Origin of the sequence: Rothia halotolerans, assembly GCF_004136635.1 — a bacterium.
GTDB classification, from domain to species: Bacteria; Actinomycetota; Actinomycetes; order Actinomycetales; family Micrococcaceae; genus Rothia; species Rothia halotolerans.
Window position 1 is genome coordinate 316737 of record NZ_NOIU01000002.1, and the last position, 20404, is coordinate 337140.

20 protein-coding genes are annotated in these 20404 nt (G+C 71.7%); all 20 read left to right on the plus strand.

Annotated elements, in window-relative coordinates; genetic code table 11:
* Nucleotides 1–22: 22 nt before the first annotated feature.
* The 20 genes from ruvX (at nucleotide 23) to metK (ending at nucleotide 20399) form a co-directional block, all read left to right on the plus strand.
* The gene (gene ruvX / locus EWV39_RS06385) at nucleotides 23–544 is read left to right on the plus strand and encodes a Holliday junction resolvase RuvX (RefSeq protein ID WP_129657901.1); all 522 of its coding nucleotides are present in this window, start codon (nucleotides 23–25) and stop codon (nucleotides 542–544) included.
* Complete coding sequence (gene mltG, locus EWV39_RS06390) at nucleotides 541–1749, plus strand: endolytic transglycosylase MltG (RefSeq protein ID WP_238148126.1); 1209 nt, start codon at nucleotides 541–543, stop codon at nucleotides 1747–1749. The genes ruvX and mltG overlap by 4 nt, the downstream gene beginning before the upstream one ends.
* Entirely contained in the window at nucleotides 1749–2699 is a 951-nt protein-coding gene (locus tag EWV39_RS06395; protein ID WP_129657903.1) for a shikimate dehydrogenase, read from the plus strand. Before mltG ends, EWV39_RS06395 begins: the two co-directional genes overlap by 1 nt.
* Before the next feature lie 159 nt (nucleotides 2700–2858).
* A complete protein-coding gene (aroC, locus tag EWV39_RS06400) occupies nucleotides 2859–4079 on the plus strand; it encodes a chorismate synthase (protein WP_129657905.1) in 1221 nt (406 codons plus the stop codon).
* Nucleotides 4080–4081: 2 nt separating this feature from the next.
* Nucleotides 4082–4699 carry a shikimate kinase gene (locus EWV39_RS06405; RefSeq protein WP_238148128.1) on the plus strand — a complete coding sequence of 206 codons (618 nt, stop codon included), beginning with the start codon at nucleotides 4082–4084 and terminating at the stop codon, nucleotides 4697–4699.
* A gap of 29 nt (nucleotides 4700–4728) precedes the next feature.
* Nucleotides 4729–5835 carry a 3-dehydroquinate synthase gene (gene aroB / locus EWV39_RS06410; protein ID WP_129657907.1) on the plus strand — a complete coding sequence of 369 codons (1107 nt, stop codon included), beginning with the start codon at nucleotides 4729–4731 and terminating at the stop codon, nucleotides 5833–5835.
* A gap of 107 nt (nucleotides 5836–5942) precedes the next feature.
* The gene (efp, locus tag EWV39_RS06415; protein WP_129657909.1) at nucleotides 5943–6506 is read left to right on the plus strand and encodes an elongation factor P; all 564 of its coding nucleotides are present in this window, start codon (nucleotides 5943–5945) and stop codon (nucleotides 6504–6506) included.
* A complete protein-coding gene (gene nusB / locus EWV39_RS06420) occupies nucleotides 6503–6913 on the plus strand; it encodes a transcription antitermination factor NusB (RefSeq protein WP_129657911.1) in 411 nt (136 codons plus the stop codon). The genes efp and nusB overlap by 4 nt, the downstream gene beginning before the upstream one ends.
* A 132-nt stretch (nucleotides 6914–7045) precedes the next feature.
* Entirely contained in the window at nucleotides 7046–7669 is a 624-nt protein-coding gene (pyrR, locus tag EWV39_RS06425; RefSeq protein WP_129657913.1) for a bifunctional pyr operon transcriptional regulator/uracil phosphoribosyltransferase PyrR, read from the plus strand.
* Complete coding sequence (locus EWV39_RS06430; RefSeq protein WP_129657915.1) at nucleotides 7666–8664, plus strand: aspartate carbamoyltransferase catalytic subunit; 999 nt, start codon at nucleotides 7666–7668, stop codon at nucleotides 8662–8664. The genes pyrR and EWV39_RS06430 overlap by 4 nt, the downstream gene beginning before the upstream one ends.
* Nucleotides 8654–9964 carry a dihydroorotase gene (locus EWV39_RS06435; protein WP_129657917.1) on the plus strand — a complete coding sequence of 437 codons (1311 nt, stop codon included), beginning with the start codon at nucleotides 8654–8656 and terminating at the stop codon, nucleotides 9962–9964. Before EWV39_RS06430 ends, EWV39_RS06435 begins: the two co-directional genes overlap by 11 nt.
* Before the next feature lie 12 nt (nucleotides 9965–9976).
* A complete protein-coding gene (locus tag EWV39_RS06440; RefSeq protein WP_129657919.1) occupies nucleotides 9977–10516 on the plus strand; it encodes a PH-like domain-containing protein in 540 nt (179 codons plus the stop codon).
* A gap of 70 nt (nucleotides 10517–10586) precedes the next feature.
* Nucleotides 10587–11774, plus strand: coding sequence for a glutamine-hydrolyzing carbamoyl-phosphate synthase small subunit (gene carA / locus EWV39_RS06445; RefSeq protein WP_129657921.1), 1188 nt, complete (start codon nucleotides 10587–10589; stop codon nucleotides 11772–11774).
* 4 nt (nucleotides 11775–11778) lie between these two features.
* The gene (carB, locus tag EWV39_RS06450) at nucleotides 11779–15075 is read left to right on the plus strand and encodes a carbamoyl-phosphate synthase large subunit (RefSeq protein WP_129657923.1); all 3297 of its coding nucleotides are present in this window, start codon (nucleotides 11779–11781) and stop codon (nucleotides 15073–15075) included.
* Nucleotides 15076–15101: 26 nt separating this feature from the next.
* Nucleotides 15102–15911 (plus strand): orotidine-5'-phosphate decarboxylase, encoded by an 810-nt coding sequence (gene pyrF / locus EWV39_RS06455; RefSeq protein WP_129659122.1) that lies wholly within the window; start codon nucleotides 15102–15104, stop codon nucleotides 15909–15911.
* Between the two features lie 316 nt (nucleotides 15912–16227).
* A complete protein-coding gene (gene mihF / locus EWV39_RS06460; protein WP_129657925.1) occupies nucleotides 16228–16542 on the plus strand; it encodes an integration host factor, actinobacterial type in 315 nt (104 codons plus the stop codon).
* A 6-nt stretch (nucleotides 16543–16548) separates the two neighbouring features.
* The gene (gene gmk, locus EWV39_RS06465) at nucleotides 16549–17133 is read left to right on the plus strand and encodes a guanylate kinase (protein WP_129657927.1); all 585 of its coding nucleotides are present in this window, start codon (nucleotides 16549–16551) and stop codon (nucleotides 17131–17133) included.
* 188 nt (nucleotides 17134–17321) lie between these two features.
* Nucleotides 17322–17735, plus strand: a complete 414-nt coding sequence (gene rpoZ, locus EWV39_RS06470) for a DNA-directed RNA polymerase subunit omega (protein ID WP_129657929.1) — start codon at nucleotides 17322–17324, stop codon at nucleotides 17733–17735.
* A gap of 68 nt (nucleotides 17736–17803) precedes the next feature.
* Nucleotides 17804–19159, plus strand: coding sequence for a bifunctional phosphopantothenoylcysteine decarboxylase/phosphopantothenate synthase (locus tag EWV39_RS06475; RefSeq protein ID WP_129657931.1), 1356 nt, complete (start codon nucleotides 17804–17806; stop codon nucleotides 19157–19159).
* Between the two features lie 34 nt (nucleotides 19160–19193).
* Complete coding sequence (gene metK, locus EWV39_RS06480; protein ID WP_129657932.1) at nucleotides 19194–20399, plus strand: methionine adenosyltransferase; 1206 nt, start codon at nucleotides 19194–19196, stop codon at nucleotides 20397–20399.
* The last annotated feature ends 5 nt before the right edge of the window (nucleotides 20400–20404 follow it).

The following is a 20404-nucleotide window of genomic DNA, read 5'->3' on the forward strand; positions in this document are numbered from 1 at the left end:
CGTGTTCGAGCGAGGAGTGAGGATGGGGGTCGACGTGGGCAACGCCCGCGTGGGCCTCGCCCTGAGCGACCCCGACGGGATCCTGGCGACCCCGCTGAAGACCCTCAAGCGCAACGTCAACACCGACTCCGACCGCCGGGTGCTGCGCAGGCTCCTGCGGGTCCACGAGGTCACCGAGGTCTTCGTCGGCTGGCCCCGGACCATGCGGGGCGGATCCAGCGCCTCGACCGGCATGGCCGAGGACTACGCGGCCGGGCTGGTCCGGGAGCTCGCGGAGGACGGCGAGGAGATCCCCGTCTGGCTGGTCGACGAGCGCCTCACCACCGTCTCGGCCCACAGGTCCCTGCACGAGGCGGGGGTCTCCTCGCGGGACTTCCGGGCCGTGGTGGACCAGGTGGCCGCCGTCAACATCCTCCAGCAGTGCCTCGACGCGCTGAAGAACGATCAATCACTGGCCGGCCATCGGGTGCGGTCGCAGAGCGCGCCGGGCCCGGAGCCAACCGGACCCGGCGTCGTTCCCGATCAGATGGGAGACCCTTCGTGAACCACGATTCCCCACGACGCCGCCGCGGACGCGAGGAGGGCGAGACCCTGCACGGCCTGCTCGCGCCGACGGAGGCCGAGGAGCGCGCCGGCTACGGGCCCCTGCGCGTGGAGCACGAGGAGATCTCTCCCGAGGACGCCAAGCGCAGGCATCTCCGCCGGCGCAACACGATGCTGACCGCCATCGTCCTCTTCGCCGTGGCCCTGATCATCTCGGGGACCATCGTGGGACCCCGGCTCGGGCTGTTCCAGACCAAGGACTACCACGGCGAGGGCAACGGCACCTCGGTGACCTTCACCGTCTCGGACGGCGACGGCAACGCCACCATCGCGCAGAACCTCGAGAGCGAGGGCGTCGTCGCGGACGCCGAGCGGTTCCTGGACGTCTACGAGGAGCGCTCCGACGGCCAGTTCATCCAGCCCGGGACCTTCGAGCTGCAGGAGCGGATGAGCTCGGAGTCGGCCGTGGACTCGATGCTGGGCACCGGGGGAGCGGCCGAGCACTACGTGGCCATCAACCAGGGCCTGCGCATGGACGAGACCTTCGACCAGCTGGCCGAGGCCACGGGCATCCCGGTCTCCGAGTTCGAGCAGTTCGAGGACGACACGGCCGCCTTCGGCATCCCCGACGAGTTCCCAACCCTCGAGGGCTACCTGCACCCCGGCGAGTACCGCTTCCCGACCGACGCCGGCGCGGAGGACGTGCTGGAGGAGATGACGCAGCGGACCAAGGACGACCTCGCGGACCTGGACATCACCGACGACGAGGAGATCTTCCACGCGGTGACCGTGGGCTCGATCCTCGAGTTCGAGGCGACGCCGCAGGACTACGCGGCGGTGGCGGGCGCCATCGACAACCGGATCGAGAACCCCGACGGCGAGACGCAGGGCTTCCTGCAGTCCGACGCCACGGTCGCCTACGGCCTGGGGGAGAAGACCTACCAGATCACCAACGAGCAGAAGGCGGACACGGGCAACCGGTACAACACCTTCGCCCACCAGGGGCTCCCCGTCGGCCCGATCGGCTCGCCGGACAAGACCGCGCTGAGCGCCGCCGCGGATCCCGAGGACAACGACTACTACTTCTGGGTCACGGTGGACCTCGACACGGGCGAGACGAAGTTCGCCCGCACCTACGAGGAGCACCAGCAGAACGTCGCCGAGTACGAGCAGTGGTGCTCCGAGAACGAGGGGAAGTGCGTCTGATGACCGCGGAGACCGATCTCGGCGGGGCCCGCGGCGGATGGGCCGCTGTGCTCGGCAGCCCCATCGAGCACAGCCTCTCCCCGGCGCTGCACCGGGCGGCCTACGAGGTGCTCGGGGCCGACCTGGGCTACGAGCGCCGCGAGGTCACGGAAGAGACGCTGGGGGACACCGCCCGTCCCGCGCTGGCCGACCCCCGCTGGCGGGGCTTCTCGGTCACGATGCCGCTGAAGTCGGCCGTGCTGGACTGGGCGGGCCGTGCCACCGGCTTCGCCCGGCTGGTGGGAGTGGCCAACACCCTGGCCCCCGTGCGCCGGGACGGCGCCGTCGAGGTCCTCGCCCACAACACCGACGTCTCCGGGATCGTCAACGCCCTGCGCCACGCGGGGGTCAGCGGCTCGACGGGCCTGCGCGCGGCGATCATCGGCGGCGGGGGGACCGCGACCGCCGCGGCGGCCGCCCTGCACGTCCTCGGCGCCGACGCCGTGCGCGTCTACGTCCGCGACCCCTCCCGCGCCGCCCGGGTGGAGTCCGTGACCCGTCAGATCGGCATGGAGCTCCAGTTCCGCGGGCTCGAGCGCGCGGCGGCGGAGCTGGGCGCGGCGGAGCTGGCGATCTGCACCCTGCCGGCCCGCGCCTTCGACGCCCAGGCGGAGCGGCTGCCTGAGGACCTCGGGCGCACCTCCGTGCTCGACGTCTCCTACGACCCGTGGCCCTCCGCCCTGGCCGAGGCCGCGACGGCGCGCGGCGCCCGCGTGGTCTCCGGCAAGGACATGCTCCTCTACCAGGCGGTGGACCAGGTCAAGCTGTTCACGGGCGCGCCGCTGGAGGAGCCGCTGCCCCGTCAGGAGGCGGTGCTCGCCGCCATGGCCCGGGCGGTCGGCCTCGGGCCGCGGGACTATGTCCCGCGCGAGATCTCCGACGAGGCGCTGCTCGCCCCGCGCGCGGGCTGAGCCCGGACCGGGAGGGCCCGCCCGGCGGCGTCGGCCCTTCACATAGTGGGCCATTCCCGGACGGGGTGCCGCGCGGGCCGGCCTGCGGCCCACAATGTACTTGAAGCATCACGGGCGCCCGCGCGAGGCGGGCGGCCGGACGAGAGAGAAGGACCGTACGTGACACTTCGCTGGCTGACCGCAGGAGAATCCCACGGCGAGGCGCTGGTGGGCATCATCGAGGGCGTCCCCGCCGGGGTCGAGCTCACCTCGGCGCACATCCGCGACGCCCTGGCCCGCCGCCGCCTCGGGTACGGGCGCGGGGCCCGGATGAAGTTCGAGGAGGACCGCGTCCGCATCCTCGGCGGCGTCCGCCACGGCGTGACCCAGGGCGGCCCGGTGGCGATCGAGATCGCCAACACCGAGTGGCCGAAGTGGACCGACGTCATGTCCTCCGACCCCGTGGACCCCGAGGTCCTCGCCGGGCGGGCCCGCAACGCGCCGCTGACCCGGCCGCGGCCCGGCCACGCGGACCTCACCGGCATGCAGAAGTACGGCTTCGACGAGGCCCGCCCGGTCCTCGAGCGGGCCAGTGCTCGGGAGACCGCCACGCGGGTCGCGCTCGGCGTCGTCGCCGCCCAGATCCTCAAGGCCCTCGGCGCGGAGCTGGTCAGCCACACCACCGCGGTGGGGACCGTCTCCTCGCCCGAGGACGCCGCCCTGCCGGGCCCGGGCGATGTCGGGGCCCTCGACGCCGACCCGCTGCGCTGCCACGACGCCGCGACCTCCGAGGCGATGGTGGCCGAGGTCGACGCCGCCCACAAGGAGGGCGAGACCCTCGGCGGCGTCGTCGAGGTCCTGGCCTACGGCCTGGCGCCGGGCCTGGGCTCCTACGTCCACTGGGACCGCCGCCTCGACTCCCGCCTGGCCGGCGCGCTGATGGGCATCCAGGCCATCAAGGGCGTCGAGGTCGGGGACGGCTTCCGCACCGCGGCCCGCCGCGGCTCGGCCGCCCACGACGAGATCGAGGCCGCCGAGCAGGGCGGGATCCGCCGCACCAGCAACCGCGCCGGCGGCATCGAGGGAGGCATGAGCATCGGGGACACGCTCCGGGTGCGCGCCGCGATGAAGCCGATCGCCACGGTGCCCAAGGCGCTGAGGACGGTGGACACCTCCTCCGGCGAGGCCACCAAGGCCCACCACCAGCGCTCGGACGTGTGCGCGGTGCCGGCGGCCGGCGTCGTCGCGGAGGCGATGGTCGCGCTCGTGCTCGCCGACGCCTACGCCGAGAAGTTCGGCGGGGACTCGATCGCGGAGACCCGCCGCAACGTCGAGGCGTACCTGGCCGCGATCCCGGAGAGCCTGCACTCGGTCTCCGACGCAGAGGGGCGGGTCGAGTAGCCGTGCCTCCCAAGAACCCCCTGGAGACCGCAGGCAGCGGCGACGACCGCCTGGACCCCGCTCTGATCAGGTCGCTGAGCGAGCACGAGGAGCCGCGCGGCCCGATCGTGCTCATCGGCCCGATGGCCGCCGGCAAGTCCTTCCTCGCCCTGCACCTGTCGAAGTTCCACGGATACAAGTTCGTCGACGCCGACCAGCTCATCGTCTCCCGCCACGGGGTCATCTCGGAGCTCTTCGAGACCTACGGCGAGCGGTACTTCCGCGACCTCGAGGCGGACACGATCACCGAGGTGCTGGGCGACCCCGAGTACGAGGGCGCGATCTTCTCGGTGGGCGGCGGCGCGCCGATGACGCCGCGGGTCCGGGAGCGGCTGGCCGAGCACCGCGTCGTCTACCTCCGGATCGACGCCGAGACCGTGGAGCCCCGGATCGCCGGGAACACCAGCCGGCCGATGCTCCGGCCGGACCCGGTGGCCCGGTGGAAGGAGATCCTCGAGCAGCGCAAGGAGACCTACGAGGCGCTGGCTGACGTCGTCATCGACGCCAGCGGCGACCGCAGCATCAACGACATGGCCGAGGAGCTGGACCGCGCGATCCGCGGCCCGGCCGCCGGCCGCTGACTCCCCAGGAAGGAACCGGCAGAGCACCCATGGCCGAAGAGAACACCACCGTGACCACCGTCCCCGTGACGGGCAGGCAGCCGAGCGAGAACTACAACGTGCTGATCGGGCACGGCCTGCTCGGCCGGCTGCCGGACATCCTCGGGCCCCGGGCGCAGCGCGTCCTGGTCGTCCACCCCCGGGCGCTGCGCTCGACCGGCGAGCTGGTCATGAACGACCTCCGCACCGCCGGCTACGAGTCGTTCTCGGCGGAGATCCCCGACGCCGAGGAGGGCAAGCACGTCCAGGTGGCGGCCTTCTGCTGGCAAGTGCTGGGGCAGAACGACTTCACGCGCTCCGACGTCGTCATCTCGGTCGGCGGCGGGGCGGTGACCGACGTCGCCGGCTTCGTCGCCGCGACGTGGCTGCGCGGAGTGCGGGTGGTCCACATCCCGACGACGCTGCTCGGCATGGTCGACGCCGCCGTGGGCGGCAAGACCGGCATCAACACCGCCGAGGGCAAGAACCTCGTGGGCTCCTTCCACCCGCCGGCGGCGGTCCTGTGCGACCTCGACACCCTGCTGACCCTGCCCGTCAACGAGCTGCTCACCGGCATGGCGGAGGTCGTCAAGTGCGGCTTCATCGCGGATCCGGAGATCCTGCGGCTCGTCGAGGAGAACCCAGACCGCGTCCGGGACTCGCAGTCGTCGGTGGTCCGCAAGCTCGTCGAGCGTTCCGTCCGGGTCAAGGCCGAGATCGTCTCGGAGGACCTCCGGGAGTCGGGGCGCCGGGAGTTCCTGAACTACGGGCACACGCTCGGGCACGCCATCGAGCTGGCGGAGCGCTACCAGTGGCGCCACGGCGCGGCGGTCGCGGTCGGCATGGTCTTCGCCGCGGAGCTGGCGGCCGCCGCCGGGAACCTGGACGAGGAGGTGGTGCACCGCACCCGCGCCGTCCTGGAGTCCCTGGGGCTGCCGGTGAGCTACCGCGGAGGCCGCTGGAAGCAGCTCAGCGACGCGATGCACCGGGACAAGAAGACCCGGGGCAACCTGCTGCGCTTCGTGGTGCTCGACGCCGTCGGCTCCCCGCGCATCATGGAGGTCCCGGACGAGTCGATCCTCTTCGCGACCTACCAGGAGATCGCGGAGGAGGCCTGAGCCGGCCGGCCGGCGCGGGGGAGCGGGGCCCGAGGCGCTACAATGGCTACCGATCCACCGGCGGCGTCCGACGACGTCGCGTGCCCAAGAACTGAGAAGGAGCGTTCGTGGCAACGACCAACGACATCAAGAACGGGACCATCCTGAAGCTGGACGGCAATCTCTGGGGCGTCATCGAGTTCCAGCACGTCAAGCCCGGCAAGGGCGGGGCGTTCGTGCGCACCAAGCTGCGCAACGTCACCAGCGGCAAGGTCGTGGACAAGACCTTCAACGCCGGCGCGAAGGTCGACGTCACCACCGTGGACCGCTCCGAGTACCAGTACCTGTACCAGGACGGCGCGGACTACGTCTTCATGGACAACAAGACCTTCGACCAGATCAACGTCCCCGAGGCCGTGGTCGGCGAGGCCGCCAACTTCATGCTGGAGAACCAGAACGTGACCGTGGCGCTGTACGAGGGCGAGCCCCTGTACATCGAGATGCCGCCGTCGGTGGTCCTGGAGATCACCTACGCCGAGCCGGGCCTGCAGGGCGACCGCTCGACCGGCGGCACCAAGCCCGCGACGCTGGAGACCGGCTACCAGATCCAGGTCCCGCTGTTCGTGGACCAGGGCACCAAGGTCAAGGTCGACACCCGTTCCGGCGACTACCTCGGGCGCGTCAACGAGTGAGGTCCCTGACGAAGGCGCGGATCCGCGCCCTGGAAGTCCTCTTCGAGGCGGACGAGCGCCGCGAGGACCTGCTCGAGGTCCTCTCGCGGCGCCGGCTCCACACCTCCGCCCTGATCTCCTCCTACTCGGAGCAGATCGTCCGCGGGGTCATCGAGCACGACGAGGAGATCTCCGAGTACCTCGAGACCTACGCGAAGGGCTGGACCCTGGACCGGATGCCGTCGGTGGACCGCGCGATCCTGAAGATCGGGGCGTGGGAGCTGCTGTACAACGACGACGTCCCGGACGCCGTCGCCGTCTCGGAGGCCGCGGGCCTGGCCCGCACCCACTCCACCGACGACTCCCCGCGGTTCGTCAACGGGCTGCTGGGGCGGCTCCAGAAGGTCAAGCCGACGCTGCTGGCCTGAGGGGCTCCCGGCTCCGGCTCCGGGCGCTCCCCGGGGCCGGCGGCTGTGGTACCTTGACATGCAGGTGCCCGCCGAGGGCGCCGAGCAACCTTTAAATTCCGTCCTGTGAGGCGGGGAAGGAGGCGAACGCACATGAGAGAGCCATCGGAGAGCATCGAGGGTCCCGGAACGGGGACCCCCCGGCGCGCCCGGGTCATTCTCGACGCTGCCGACGTCGACCGGGCCCTGACCCGGATCTCCCACGAGATCGTCGAGGCCAACAAGGGCACCGACGGACTCGTCCTGCTGGGCATCCCGCGCCGCGGCTACCCGCTGGCACGCCGCATCGCGGAGAAGATCGCCCGCTCCTACCCCGGCTTCGACCCGGCCGAGGGCCTGGGCCAGCTCGACGTCACCATGTACCGGGACGACCTGCGCCGCAGCACCTCCCGCACCCCCATGCCGACCCAGCTCCCGCCCCGCGGGATCGACCGCCGCAACGTGGTGCTGGTCGACGACGTCCTCTACTCCGGGCGCACCATCCGCGCCGCCCTGGACGCGATGGCCGACTTCGGCCGCCCCGCCGTGGTGCGGCTGGCCGTGCTGATCGACCGGGGCCACCGCCAGCTGCCGATCCGCGCCGACCACGTCGGCAAGAACCTGCCGACCTCCCTCGACGAGTCCGTGAAGGTCTACCTCGAGGAGATCGACGGCGCCGCCGGCGGCCCGGACCGCGTGCAGATCCTCGCCCCCGCCGGATCGGAGGACCGCTCGTGAGGCACCTGCTGGACACCCGGGACCTGAGCCGCGCGGAGGCCGTCTCCCTGCTCGACACCGCCGACAGGATGGGCGAGGTCGGCCACCGCGAGGTCAAGAAGCTGCCCGCCCTGCGCGGGCGCACCGTGGTCAACCTCTTCTTCGAGGACTCGACCCGGACCCGCATCTCCTTCGAGACCGCGGAGAAGCGCCTCTCCGCTGACGTGATCAACTTCGCCGCCAAGGGCTCCTCGGTGTCCAAGGGAGAGTCGCTGAAGGACACCGCCCAGACCCTCGAGGCCATCAACGCCGACGCCGTCGTGATCCGCCACCCCGGATCCGGCGCCCCGCAGCGGCTGGCCACCAGCGGCTGGATCGACGCGCCGGTCATCAACGCCGGCGACGGCACCCACGCGCACCCGACCCAGGCGCTGCTGGACGCGATGACCCTCCGGCAGCACCGCGCCCGCCTGGCCTCGGCCGACACCGCCGGGACCGACCTGGCGGGGCTGCGCGTGGCGATCGTCGGGGACGTGCTGCACTCGCGCGTCGCCCGCTCCAACGTCTGGCTGCTGCATACCCTGGGGGCCGAGGTCACCCTGGTGGCGCCTCCGACCCTGCTGCCGGTCGGCGTCGACGCCTGGCCGGTCGCCGTCGAGTACGACCTCGACGCCGCCCTGGCCCGCGGCCAGGACGCCGTGATGATGCTGCGGATCCAGCGCGAGCGCATGAACGCCGCGTTCTTCCCCTCCGCCGAGGAGTACGCGCGCCTGTGGGGCCTGACCCCCGAGCGCCTGCGCGCCCTCGAGGCCGCCGGCGGCGGCACCGCGATCCTGCATCCCGGCCCCATGAACCGCGGCCTGGAGATCAGCTCCGAGGCCGCGGACTCCGACCGATCGCTGGTGCTGGACCAGGTGACCAACGGCGTCTCGGTGCGCATGGCCGTGCTGTACCACCTGCTGACCGGCCCGCAGGCCCCCCACGGCCCCGACGAAGAAGGACACCATGACCGCTGAGAAGTACCTGATCCGCCGGGCCCGCCTGCTCGGGGAGCGGACCGCAGACCTGCTGATCGCCGACGGCGTCATCGCCGAGGTCGGCCAGGACCTGGAGGCCGAGGGCGCCCGGGTCGTCGAGGCCGAGGGCCTGATCGCCCTGCCCGGCTTCGTCGACGTCCACACCCACCTGCGCGAGCCGGGCCGCGAGGACGCCGAGACCGTGGAGACCGGCACCCGGGCCGCGGCCGCGGGCGGCTACACCGCGGTCTGCGCGATGGCCAACTCCCATCCCGTGGCGGACACGGCCGGCGTCGTCGAGCAGGTCTACGAGCTCGGCCGCGCCGCCGGCTGGGTGGACGTCCACCCGGTGGGCGCGGTGACCGTGGGCCTGGCCGGCGAGCGGCTCTCCGAGATCGGCGCGATGGCCGGCTCCCGCGCCGGGGTGCGGATGTTCTCCGACGACGGCAAGTGCGTGCACAACGCGGTGCTGATGCGCCGGGCGCTCGAGTACGTCAAGACCTTCGACGGCGTCGTCGCCCAGCACGCCCAGGAGCCGCTGCTGACCGAGGGCGCCCAGATGAACGAGGGCGCCGTCTCCGCCGACCTGGGGCTGACCGGCTGGCCGGCCGTCGCGGAGGAGTCGATCATCGCCCGCGACGTGCTGCTGGCCCAGCACGTCGGCTCCCGGGTGCACGTCTGCCACCTGTCCACGCGCGGCTCGGTGGAGATCGTGCGCTGGGCCAAGGAGCGCGGCATCGACGTGACCGCCGAGGTCACCCCGCACCACCTGCTGCTGACCGACGAGAAGGCGCGCACCTACGACCCGGTGTACAAGGTGAACCCGCCGCTGCGCACCGAGGAGGACGTGCTCGCGCTGCGCGAGGCGGTCGCGGACGGGACGATCGACGTGATCGGCACCGACCACGCCCCGCACCCGATCGAGGCCAAGGAGTGCGAGTGGTCCTGCGCCGCGATGGGCATGACCGGGCTGGAGACGGCCCTGTCCATCGTCCAGCTCGCGCTGGTGGAGACCGGCGCGATGGACTGGGCCGGCGTCGCCCGGATCATGTCCGTCACCCCCGCCCGGATCGCCCGCATCGAGGACCAGGGCCGCCCGCTGGCCGCCGGGGAGCCGGCGAACATCACGCTGGTCGACCCGCGGGCGCGCCGCACGGTGGTCCCGGAGGACCACCAGACCAAGGGCCGCAACTCGCCGTTCCGGGGCCTCGAGGTCCCGGGGAGCATCCGCGCCACGTTCTGCCACGGGCACCCGACCGTGCTCGACGGCGCCGTGGCCGGCCCCCGCACCGACGCCTAGGAAGGGGCGGACATGGACAGCAAACTCCTCACCACGGCGATCCTGGTGATCCTCGCCCTGCTGGTCTTCTGGGGGCTGCGCCGCGGCTGGCTCGCCCGCCGGGGGCGGCAGGCCGACCTCGCCCCGCTGCCCGAGGTCCCGGAGGAGCTCGACGGCGCCGAGGCCGCCTTCGGGCCCCGGGTCCAGTACGTGAGCACCACCGCGGCAGGCGACTGGCTGGACCGCATCGCCGCCCAGGGGCTGGGCATGAAGGCCAACGGCCGCGCCCTGGTCTTCCCGGACGGGCTGATCGTGGCCCGCGAGGGCGCCCGCGACCTCTGGATCCCGGCCGGGAGCATCGAGGTGCTGCGCCGGGAGTCCGGCATGGCCGGGAAGTTCGTCGAGCGGGAGGGCCTGGTCGTCGTGACCTGGCGGCTGGGCGACCGGCTGCTCGACACCGGCCTGCGCACCCGCGCCGCGGCCGAGGCGGCACCCCTGCTCGAGGCCCTGCGGGAGATCGCCCCCGAGGCCGCCGATGCACTGCCCGGCACGGACCGCGCCTCCGCCTCCTAGCCCCCACACCACCCCAGACCCACCCACGCCGCGGCCGTCCGCCGCGCAGCACGTGAGGAAGTGAACCGCAATGACCACCACCACCGCCCCGCTGGCCGGGGCCACCGAGCCGGCCGTCCTGGTCCTGGAGGACGGCACCGTCTACCGGGGCCGCGCCTACGGAGCCCGGGGGGCCACCCTGGGCGAGGCCGTCTTCTCCACCGGCATGACCGGCTACCAGGAGACCCTGACCGACCCCTCCTACGCCGGGCAGATCGTGGTGCAGACCGCGCCGCACATCGGCAACACCGGCGTCAACGCCGAGGACGCCGAGTCCCGCCGCATCTGGGTCGAGGGCTACGTGGTGCGCGACGCCGCCCGCAGGCCCTCCAACTGGCGGTCCGAGCGGCCGCTGGACGAGGAGCTCGAGGAGCAGGGCGTCGTCGGCATCCGCGGGATCGACACCCGGGCCCTGACCCGCCGGCTGCGCAGCGTCGGCTCGATGCGCTCGGGCATCTTCTCCGGCGCCGAGGCGCAGCGCCCCGAGGCCGAGCTGCTCGAGGCCGTCCGCGGCCAGGCCTCCATGAAGGGCGCCAAGCTCGCGGAGACGGTGAGCGTCGGGGAGACCCTCACCATCGAGCCCGCGGATCACGGCTGGAGCGGGGAGCCGCTGGGCACCGTCGTCGCCGTGGACCTCGGCATCAAGTCGATGACCCCGCGGCGCTTCGCCGAACGCGGCCTGCGGGTGCACGTGGTCCCCGCGACCGTCTCCTTCGAGGAGCTGCGCGCCCTGAGCCCCGACGGCGTGTTCTTCTCCAACGGCCCGGGCGACCCGGCCACCGCCGACGAGCAGGTCGAGCTGCTGCGGCGGGTGCTGCGCGAGGGCATCCCGTTCTTCGGCATCTGCTTCGGCAACCAGCTGCTGGGCCGCGCCCTGGGCTTCGGCACCTACAAGCTGCCCTTCGGCCATCGCGGCATCAACCAGCCGGTCCTGGACCGCTCGACCGGCAAGGTCGAGATCACCGCGCAGAACCACGGCTTCGCCGTCGACGCCCCGCTCGAGGGCCCGGTCACCGCTCCGCAGGAGGAGTTCGGCCGCGTCGAGGTCTCGCACGTGTGCCTGAACGACGACGTCGTGGAGGGCATCCGCTGCCTGGACGTCCCCGCCTTCTCGGTGCAGTACCACCCCGAGGCCGCCGCCGGCCCGCACGACGCCGCCTACCTCTTCGACCGCTTCACCGACCTCATGTCCGCCGGCTCCCAGAAAGCAGGTAAGTAGCCACATGCCTCGTCGTCACGACCTCAACAGCGTCCTGGTCATCGGCTCCGGCCCGATCGTCATCGGCCAGGCCGCGGAATTCGACTACTCCGGCACGCAGGCCCTGCGGGTGCTCAAGGACGAGGGCATCCGGGTCATCCTGGTCAACTCCAACCCGGCCACCATCATGACCGACCCGGAGTTCGCGGACGCGACCTACATCGAGCCGATCACGCCCGAGACGGTCGCCAAGATCATCGCCAAGGAGCGGCCCGACGCCGTCCTGCCCACCCTGGGCGGCCAGACCGCCCTGAACACCGCCATCGCCCTGGACGAGCAGGGCGTGCTCGAGGAGTACGGCGTCGAGCTGATCGGCGCCAACATCGAGGCCATCAACCTCGGCGAGGACCGGGAGGCGTTCAAGGGCGTCGTCGAGCGCTGCGGCGCCGAGTCCGCCCGCTCCGAGATCGTCCACTCGATGGACGAGGCGCTGGCCGCCGCGGAGAAGCTCGGCTACCCGATGGTGGTGCGCCCCTCCTTCACGATGGGCGGGCTGGGCTCCGGGATGGCCTACAACGAGAGGGACCTGCACCGCATCGCCGGCGCCGGCATCCAGTACAGCCCCACCTCGGAGGTGCTCCTGGAGGAGTCCATCCTCGGGTGGAAGGAGTACGAGCTGGAGATGATGCGGGACAAGAACGACAACGTCGTGGTCGTCTGCTCGATCGAGAACTTCGACCCGGTGGGCGTGCACACCGGCGACTCGATCACCGTGGCCCCGGCGCTGACCCTGACCGACCGCGAGTACCAGAAGCTGCGCGACGTCTCGATCGCCGTGATCCGCGAGGTCGGCGTGGACACCGGCGGGTGCAACATCCAGTTCGCGATCGACCCGGCGACCGGCCGCGTCGTCGTCATCGAGATGAACCCGCGTGTCTCCCGCTCCTCGGCGCTGGCCTCCAAGGCCACCGGCTTCCCGATCGCCAAGATCGCCACCAAGCTCTCGTTGGGCTACACCCTCGACGAGATCCCCAACGACATCACGCAGAAGACGCCGGCCTCCTTCGAGCCGACGCTGGACTACGTCGTCGTGAAGGTCCCGCGCTTCGCCTTCGAGAAGTTCCCGGCCGCGGACCCGACGCTGACCACCACCATGAAGTCGGTCGGTGAGGCGATGGCCCTGGGCCGCAACTTCACCGAGGCCCTGCAGAAGGCGATGCGCTCGCTCGAGCAGAAGGACGGCGCCTTCGACTTCGCCGCCGAGGAGCTGCCCGCCGAGCAGCTGGCCGAGCTGGTCGAGGCCACCCGCACGCCGACGACGCAGCGCATCCACCAGGTGCGCCGCGCCCTGGCCGCCGGGGCCAGCCTCGAGACGATGTACGAGGCCACCGGCATCGATCCCTGGTTCCTGGATCAGCTGCAGCTGCTCAACGAGGTGGCCGAGCAGGTGCGGGCGGACCCGAGCCTGACCCCGGAGACCCTGCGGGAGGCGAAGCACCACGGCTTCTCGGACGCGCAGATCGCCTCCCTGGCCCACACCCGCGAGGACGTGGTCCGCGGCGTGCGGCATGCGCTGGGCATCCGTCCGGTGTTCAAGACCGTGGACACCTGCGCCGCCGAGTTCGAGGCCTTCACCCCGTACCACTACTCCTCCTACGATCAGGAGGACGAGGTCGCCGAGCACGCGGGCGAGTCGATCATGATCCTCGGCTCGGGCCCCAACCGCATCGGCCAGGGCATCGAGTTCGACTACTCCTGCGTGCACGCCTCGATGGTGCTGCGCGAGGCCGGGTACGAGACCGTGATGGTCAACTGCAATCCGGAGACGGTATCGACCGACTACGACATCTCCACCCGGCTGTACTTCGAGCCGCTGACGCTCGAGGACGTCCTGGAGGTCATCGACTCCGAGCGCCGGACCGGCGGGCTGAAGGGCGTCTACGTCCAGCTCGGCGGGCAGACCCCGCTCAAGCTCGCCGCCGAGCTGAAGGAGGCCGGCGTGCCGATCCTGGGCACCTCGCCCGAGGCCATCGACCTGGCCGAGGACCGCGGGGAGTTCTCCGACGTCCTGGACCGCGCCGGGCTGATCGCTCCGAAGAACGGCACCGCCTCGACCTTCGAGGAGGCCAAGCGGATCGCCGACGGCATCGGCTACCCCGTGCTGGTCCGGCCCTCCTACGTGCTGGGCGGGCGCGGCATGGAGATCGTGTACGACGAGGCCAGCCTCTCCCGGTACCTGGCCAACGCCACCGAGGTCTCCGCGATGCAGCCGGCGCTGATCGACAAGTTCCTCGAGGACGCGATCGAGATCGACGTCGACGCCCTCTACGACGGCGAGGACCTCTACCTCGGCGGCGTCATGGAGCACATCGAGGAGGCGGGCATCCACTCGGGCGACTCCGCGTGCGTGCTGCCGCCGGTGACCCTCGGGCCGGACGTGATCGAGCGGGTGCGGGAGGCGACGCTGGGCATCGCCCGCGGCGTCGGCGTGCACGGGCTGATCAATATCCAGTTCGCCGTCGCCTCGGACATCCTGTACGTGATCGAGGCGAACCCCCGCGCCTCGCGCACGGTGCCCTTCGTCTCCAAGGCCACCGGCGTGCAGCTGGCCAAGGCCGCGGCGCTGATCGGCACCGGCGCCTCCATCGCGGAGCTGACCGAGCGCGGCGTGCTCCCGACCCACCTGGACGGCGCCCGCTACCCGGAGGACGCGGCGATCGCCGTGAAGGAGGCGGTCCTGCCGTTCAGCCGCTTCCGCACCCCCGAGGGCGAGGCCGTGGACTCCCTGCTCGGGCCGGAGATGCGCTCGACCGGCGAGGTCATGGGCCTGGACCGGTTCTTCGACACCGCCTTCGCGAAGTCCCAGGCCGCTATCGGCAGCGCGCTGCCCGTCGAGGGCAGGGTCTTCGTCTCGGTCGCCAACCGGGACAAGCGGGCGGCGGTCATCTACGTCAAGATGCTGCACGACCTCGGCTTCGAGATCGTCACCACCGGCGGCACCGCCCAGGTGCTGCGCCGCAACGGCATCCCGTGCACCGTGGTCGCCAAGCTGGCCGAGGCCGCCGAGAGCCAGCGGAGCATCGTGGACATGGTCACCGACGGGGAGATCGACCTGATCTTCAACACCCCCTCGGGCGGCGGCGAGGCGCGCGGCGACGGCTACGAGATCCGCGCGGCGGCGACCAGCGTCGGCGTGCCGGTCATGACCACGATCTCCGAGTTCGGCGCGGCGATCCAGTCCATCGACGCCCAGCGGCAGCACTCCTGGGGGGTCATGACCCTCCAGGAGCACGAGGCGCAGCTGGCCGGCGGCGCGGCGTGAGCGCGGGGGACCGCCTCTACGCGGCGATGCGCCGCAGCGGGCCGCTGTGCGTGGGGATCGACCCCCATCCAGGCCTGCTGGAGTCCTGGGAGCTGGCCGACGACGCCGAGGGCCTGCGCAGCTTCGCGCTGCGGACCCTCGACGCCGCCGCCGGGTCCGCCGCCGCGGTCAAGCCGCAGGTCGCCCTCTTCGAGCGCCACGGCTCGCGCGGGCTCGCGGTCCTCGAGGAGGTCCTGGCCGGGGCCCGTGAGCGCGGGCTGGAGGCGGTGGCCGACGCCAAGCGCGGCGACATCGGCTCCACGATGGCCGCCTACGCCAGCGCCTGGCTCGGCGAGGGCTCCCCGCTCGCGGCCGACGCCGTGACGCTGAGCCCCTATCTGGGCTTCGAGTCGCTGCGCCCGGCCCTGGACCTCGCCGAGGAGAACGGCCGCGGCACCTTCGTGCTGGCCCTGACCTCCAACCCCGAGGGGGCCTCGGTCCAGCACCGCGGCGGCCCCGAGTCGGTGGCGGCCGGGACCGTCCAGGCGGCCCGGGAGGAGAACGCCCGCCGCGAGTGGGAGCACGCCGGCCCGTGCGGCCTGGTGGTCGGCGCCACGGTGGGTCCCGTGCTGGAGGAGCTGGGGATCGACCTGGCCGCCTTCAACGGGCTCGTCCTGGCCCCGGGCTACGGCGCGCAGGGCGCCTCCGAGGAGGATCTGGCCCGCGTCTTCCGGGGCGCGACCGACAAGGTGCTGGTCTCCTCCTCCCGCGGCGTGCTGCGGCACGGCCCGGCCCAGGGGGCGCTGGAGGCGGAGATCCGACGCTGCAACGAAGCCCTGGGGGAGGCTCTCGGCTAGTCACACGGCGATTCGAAGCGAATGGCGATGCATCGCGGGGAGAAGGTATGCACCTTTTCCCCGCGATTTTTTATTAAAAGCTTTAGCTTTTAGAGCCTCTCCGGCGACGGTTCCACGGATCGTCGAAAACGTACTATTGAGTACGTCACTCGGTGCGGGACCGGCATATATGCCGGCCGTTCGAATCGGCCGCCGTTCCGCGTCACATGTGGCAGATCGGGGTCTTTTGGGGTACTTTGGTTCCCAGTCGCGAGGAAAAGTTTGGGGCATTTCACACATCACGTGAATTCCTCGCGGCAAGAGAAAGGGAGTATTCATGGCATTGCGCCCTCTGACGGAAGAAGAAAGGGCCGCGGCCCGCGACAAGGCGAAGCGATCGCGCCAGGAGCGAGCGGAGGCGAAGCTGGCCCTCAAGAAGCGGGAGGTCTCGATCGAGGAGTTCCTCGACCGGGCCGACGCCAACGAGGCTTTGCAACGCATTCGCGTCGAGGATATGTTGAAGTCCATCCCCAGCATCGGTGAGATCCGGGCGGCCTCGATCATGCGCGAGCTGAAGATCGCCCCGAGCCGGAGGCTCAGGGGGCTGGGTGCGCACCAGCGCAGCAGTCTGATCACATACCTCGAAGGGTGAGTCGCCATGGCCGAGAACCACACACCGCGGCTGACAGTGCTGGCCGGTCCCACCGCCGTCGGCAAGGGCACGGTCTCCGCGTACATCCGCGAGCACTATCCGAAGGTGTGGTTCTCGGTCTCGGCCACCACCCGTGACCCCCGCCCGGGGGAGCGGGACGGGGTCCACTACCACTTCGTCTCGGACGAGGAGTTCGACGCGATGGTCCGGGACCACCAGCTGCTCGAGTGGGCCACCGTGCACAACACGCATCGCTACGGCACCATGCGCTCCACGGTGGAGCGCGCCCTGGCCGCCGGCAGCCACGTGCTCCTGGAGATCGACCTCCAGGGGGCCCGTCAGGTCCGCAACTCGATGCCCGAGGCACGGCTGATCTTCCTAGCCCCGCCGAGCTGGGAGGAGCTCGTCTCCCGCCTGCAGGGCAGGGGCACCGAATCCGCCGCGGAGCAGCGGCAGCGGCTCGAGACCGCCAAGGAGGAGCTCGCGGCCGAGCCGGAGTTCGACGTCACGGTCGTCAACGACACGGTCGAGCGGGCCGCGGAGGAGATCGTCTCCCTCATGGGCGCCGACTCGGTGGCCTCCGGGAGCTGATCGCGGCCTCGCCCTGCCGGCGGGTGTCGCCGCGCACATCCCCGCCGGGACCATGCGCTTTCACGGATCGCGCGGTATGCTGGGATTTTAGTTTTGCCGGCGAGGCGCTTGACACGGTCCCTCGCGCGGATGCTCCATCGCACGGGGCGGGGTCCCGCCCCCCACGTCAACAGACACGGGAGAAGCTCTTGTCACTTTCCGAACACGAAGGCATCATCGACCCCTCGGTCGACTCGCTGCTGAGCAAGGCCGAGTCCAAGTACGGGCTGGTCATCTTCGGCGCGCGCCGGGCCCGTCAGATCAACGCCTACTACTCCCAGCTGCAGGAGGGCCTCTTCGAGCACGTCGGCCCCCTGGTGGACACCGACGTCAACGAGAAGTCCCTCTCGATCGCCATGCGCGAGATCGAGGAGGACGTCATCGAGTCCCACCACGTCGAGGGCGGGCGCTTCAACGAGAACGGGCAGCTGATCCACGACGAGGAGCCCGTCTCCGACTTCTTCACCTCCGACCTGTTCCCGACCGGCATCGAGGAGATCTCCGAGCCGTTCGTCGAGTTCAGCAACGAGGAGGACGGCCAGGGCGGCCAGCCGGAGGCGTAGCCCTCGGCACGCGCGCACGGACCTCGGGATGGTTGGGGCGGCCGGACACGGCGGCTAGACTACCGTAGGTGCGCATCATCTTAGGTATCGGCGGAGGCATCGCGGCGTACAAGGCCGCGATGCTTCTGCGTCTCTTCAGCGAAGCGGGGCACGACGTCGTCCCCATGCCCACCGACTCCGCCCTGCGCTTCGTGGGGGCTCCCACCTTCGAGGCGCTCTCCGGGCATCCCGTGCGGGTCTCCGTCTTCGAGGACGTGGAGACCGTCAACCACGTCCGGCAGGGGGAGCAGGCGGACCTGATCGTCGTCGCGCCGGCCACCGCGGACCTGCTCGCCCGGCTCGCCGCCGGCCGAGCGGACGACCTGCTGACCGGGACCGTGCTCACTGCCACCTGTCCCGTGGTCATCGCCCCGGCCATGCACACCCAGATGTGGGAGAACCCCGCCACCCGCCGCAACGTGGAGATCCTGCGCGGGTACGGGTACACGGTGGTCGAGCCCGCCGTGGGGCGCCTGACGGGCAGGGACAGCGGCGCCGGGCGGCTTCCGGAGCCGGCCGAGATCCGCGACGCCGCCCTGGCCGCCCACGCCGGGACCCGGCCCCGGGCCACCGCCCGCACCGAGGTCCGGCCTCAGACCGCCGGGCACGCCGGCCCGCGTGCCGACGACGAGCGGGCCGGGGACCGGACGCCCGGAGGCCCCCGGCGTGAGGGGCCGCTCGGCGGGCGCCGCGTCGTCGTCACCGCCGGCGGCACGCGCGAGCCGCTGGACCCGGTGCGGTTCCTCGGCAACCGATCCTCGGGGAAGCAGGGCATCGCGGTGGCGCGTGCGGCGCTGGACGCCGGCGCCGAGGTCACCCTGCTGCTGGCCCACACCGAGGTCCCCGCCCCGGCGGAGGAGGCGGGCCTGACGATCCGCAGCGTGGGCACGGCGCTGGAGCTGCGCGAGGCGGTCTTCGCCGCCCTCGCCGAGCAGCCCGCGGACGCGCTGGTCATGACGGCCGCCGTCGCGGACTTCCGGCCCGGCGCATACCGCGAGTCCAAGATCAAGAAGGACCCCGAGGCGACCGACGCGCCCGTCATCGAGCTGGTCCGCAACCCCGACATCCTGCGCGAGGTCGTCCAGCGGCGGGGGGAGGGCGGCCCCGCGCCCGCGCTGATCGTGGGGTTCGCGGCGGAGACCGGCTCCGAGGAGGCGAGCGTGGCCGAGCTCGGCCGGGCGAAGCTATGCTCCAAGGGCAGCGACGTCCTGGTGGTCAACCAGGTGGGGACCGACCTCGTGTTCGGCAGCGACCGGACCGCGGCGACGATCCTGGTCCGGCGCGGCTCCGAGACCGAGGAGACCGACGTCGCCGGCGGCAAGGATGACCTCGCGAGACGGCTCGTGGAGCTCATGGCGTCACATCCTGACATGAGACGGCGGTAGGCGGAAAGACGCGGGCAGCTAGTACAGTGGTCGCGTGACTTCGAACGAGAACCAGTACCTGCGCCTGTTCACCTCGGAATCGGTGACGGAGGGCCACCCCGACAAGATCTGCGACCAGATCTCCGACTCGATCCTCGACGCGCTGCTGGACCAGGACCCCCTGGCCAACGTGGCGGTCGAGACCATGGTCACCACCGGGCAGGTGCACGTCGCCGGCGAGGTCACGACCAACGCGTACGTGGAGATCCCCAAGATCGTCCGGGAGACGATCCTGGACATCGGCTACAACTCCTCGACCCACGGCTTCGACGGCGAGTTCTGCGGCGTCTCCGTCTCGATCGGCGAGCAGTCCCCGGACATCAACGCCGGCGTCTACGAGTCCTACGAGCAGCGCATCGGCGTCGCCGAGGACGAGCTGGACCACCAGGGCGCGGGGGACCAGGGGCTGATGTTCGGCTACGCCTCCAACGAGACGGCCTCGCTCATGCCGGCCCCGATCTGGATCGCCCACCGGCTCTCCGAGCGCCTCACCGAGGTCCGCAAGAGCGGGATCCTGCCTGGGCTGCGGCCCGACGGGAAGACGCAGGTCACCCTCGGGTACGACGGGAGCACGCCGGTCTCGGTGGACACCGTCGTCGTCTCCTCCCAGCACGCCGCGAGCTACGAGCTGGGCGCGCTGCAGCAGGACATCCGCGAGGCGGTGGTGGCCCCGGTCCTGGAGGACCTGGAGCTGGACACCTCGGACGCGAAGTTCATCATCAACCCGGCCGGCCGCTTCGTCCAGGGCGGCCCCGTCGGCGACGCCGGGCTGACCGGGCGCAAGATCATCGTGGACACCTACGGGGGCATGGCCCGCCACGGCGGAGGCGCGTTCTCGGGCAAGGACCCCTCGAAGGTCGACCGCTCGGCCGCGTACGCGATGCGCTGGGTGGCCAAGAACGTCGTCGCGGCGGGCCTGGCCGACCGCGCCGAGGTGCAGGTCGCCTACGCGATCGGCAGCGCGCGCCCGGTGGGCCTCTACGTCGAGACCTTCGGGACCCACCACGTGGACCCGCAGCGCATCGAGGCCGCCATCCGCGAGGTCTTCGACCTGCGGCCGCTGGCCATCATCCGCGACCTCGAGCTGCGGCGCCCCATCTTCGCCAAGACGGCCGCGCACGGCCACTTCGGCCGCACGGAGCCCGAGTTCACCTGGGAGAGCACCAACAGGGCGGAGGCCCTGCGGGCGGCCGCCCTCTAGCGATG

Excerpts from the sequence above, each read along its gene's own strand:
- ruvX (WP_129657901.1), top strand. The coding sequence starts at position 23 with ATGGGGGTCGACGTGGGCAACGCCCGCGTGGGCCTCGCCCTGAGCGAC.
- EWV39_RS06395 (WP_129657903.1), top strand. The coding sequence starts at position 1,749 with ATGACCGCGGAGACCGATCTCGGCGGGGCCCGCGGCGGATGGGCCGCT.
- aroB (WP_129657907.1), top strand. The coding sequence starts at position 4,729 with ATGGCCGAAGAGAACACCACCGTGACCACCGTCCCCGTGACGGGCAGG.
- pyrR (WP_129657913.1), top strand. The coding sequence starts at position 7,046 with ATGAGAGAGCCATCGGAGAGCATCGAGGGTCCCGGAACGGGGACCCCC.
- EWV39_RS06435 (WP_129657917.1), top strand. The coding sequence starts at position 8,654 with ATGACCGCTGAGAAGTACCTGATCCGCCGGGCCCGCCTGCTCGGGGAG.
- EWV39_RS06440 (WP_129657919.1), top strand. The coding sequence starts at position 9,977 with ATGGACAGCAAACTCCTCACCACGGCGATCCTGGTGATCCTCGCCCTG.
- carA (WP_129657921.1), top strand. The coding sequence starts at position 10,587 with ATGACCACCACCACCGCCCCGCTGGCCGGGGCCACCGAGCCGGCCGTC.
- carB (WP_129657923.1), top strand. The coding sequence starts at position 11,779 with ATGCCTCGTCGTCACGACCTCAACAGCGTCCTGGTCATCGGCTCCGGC.
- pyrF (WP_129659122.1), top strand. The coding sequence starts at position 15,102 with ATGCGCCGCAGCGGGCCGCTGTGCGTGGGGATCGACCCCCATCCAGGC.
- mihF (WP_129657925.1), top strand. The coding sequence starts at position 16,228 with ATGGCATTGCGCCCTCTGACGGAAGAAGAAAGGGCCGCGGCCCGCGAC.
- gmk (WP_129657927.1), top strand. The coding sequence starts at position 16,549 with ATGGCCGAGAACCACACACCGCGGCTGACAGTGCTGGCCGGTCCCACC.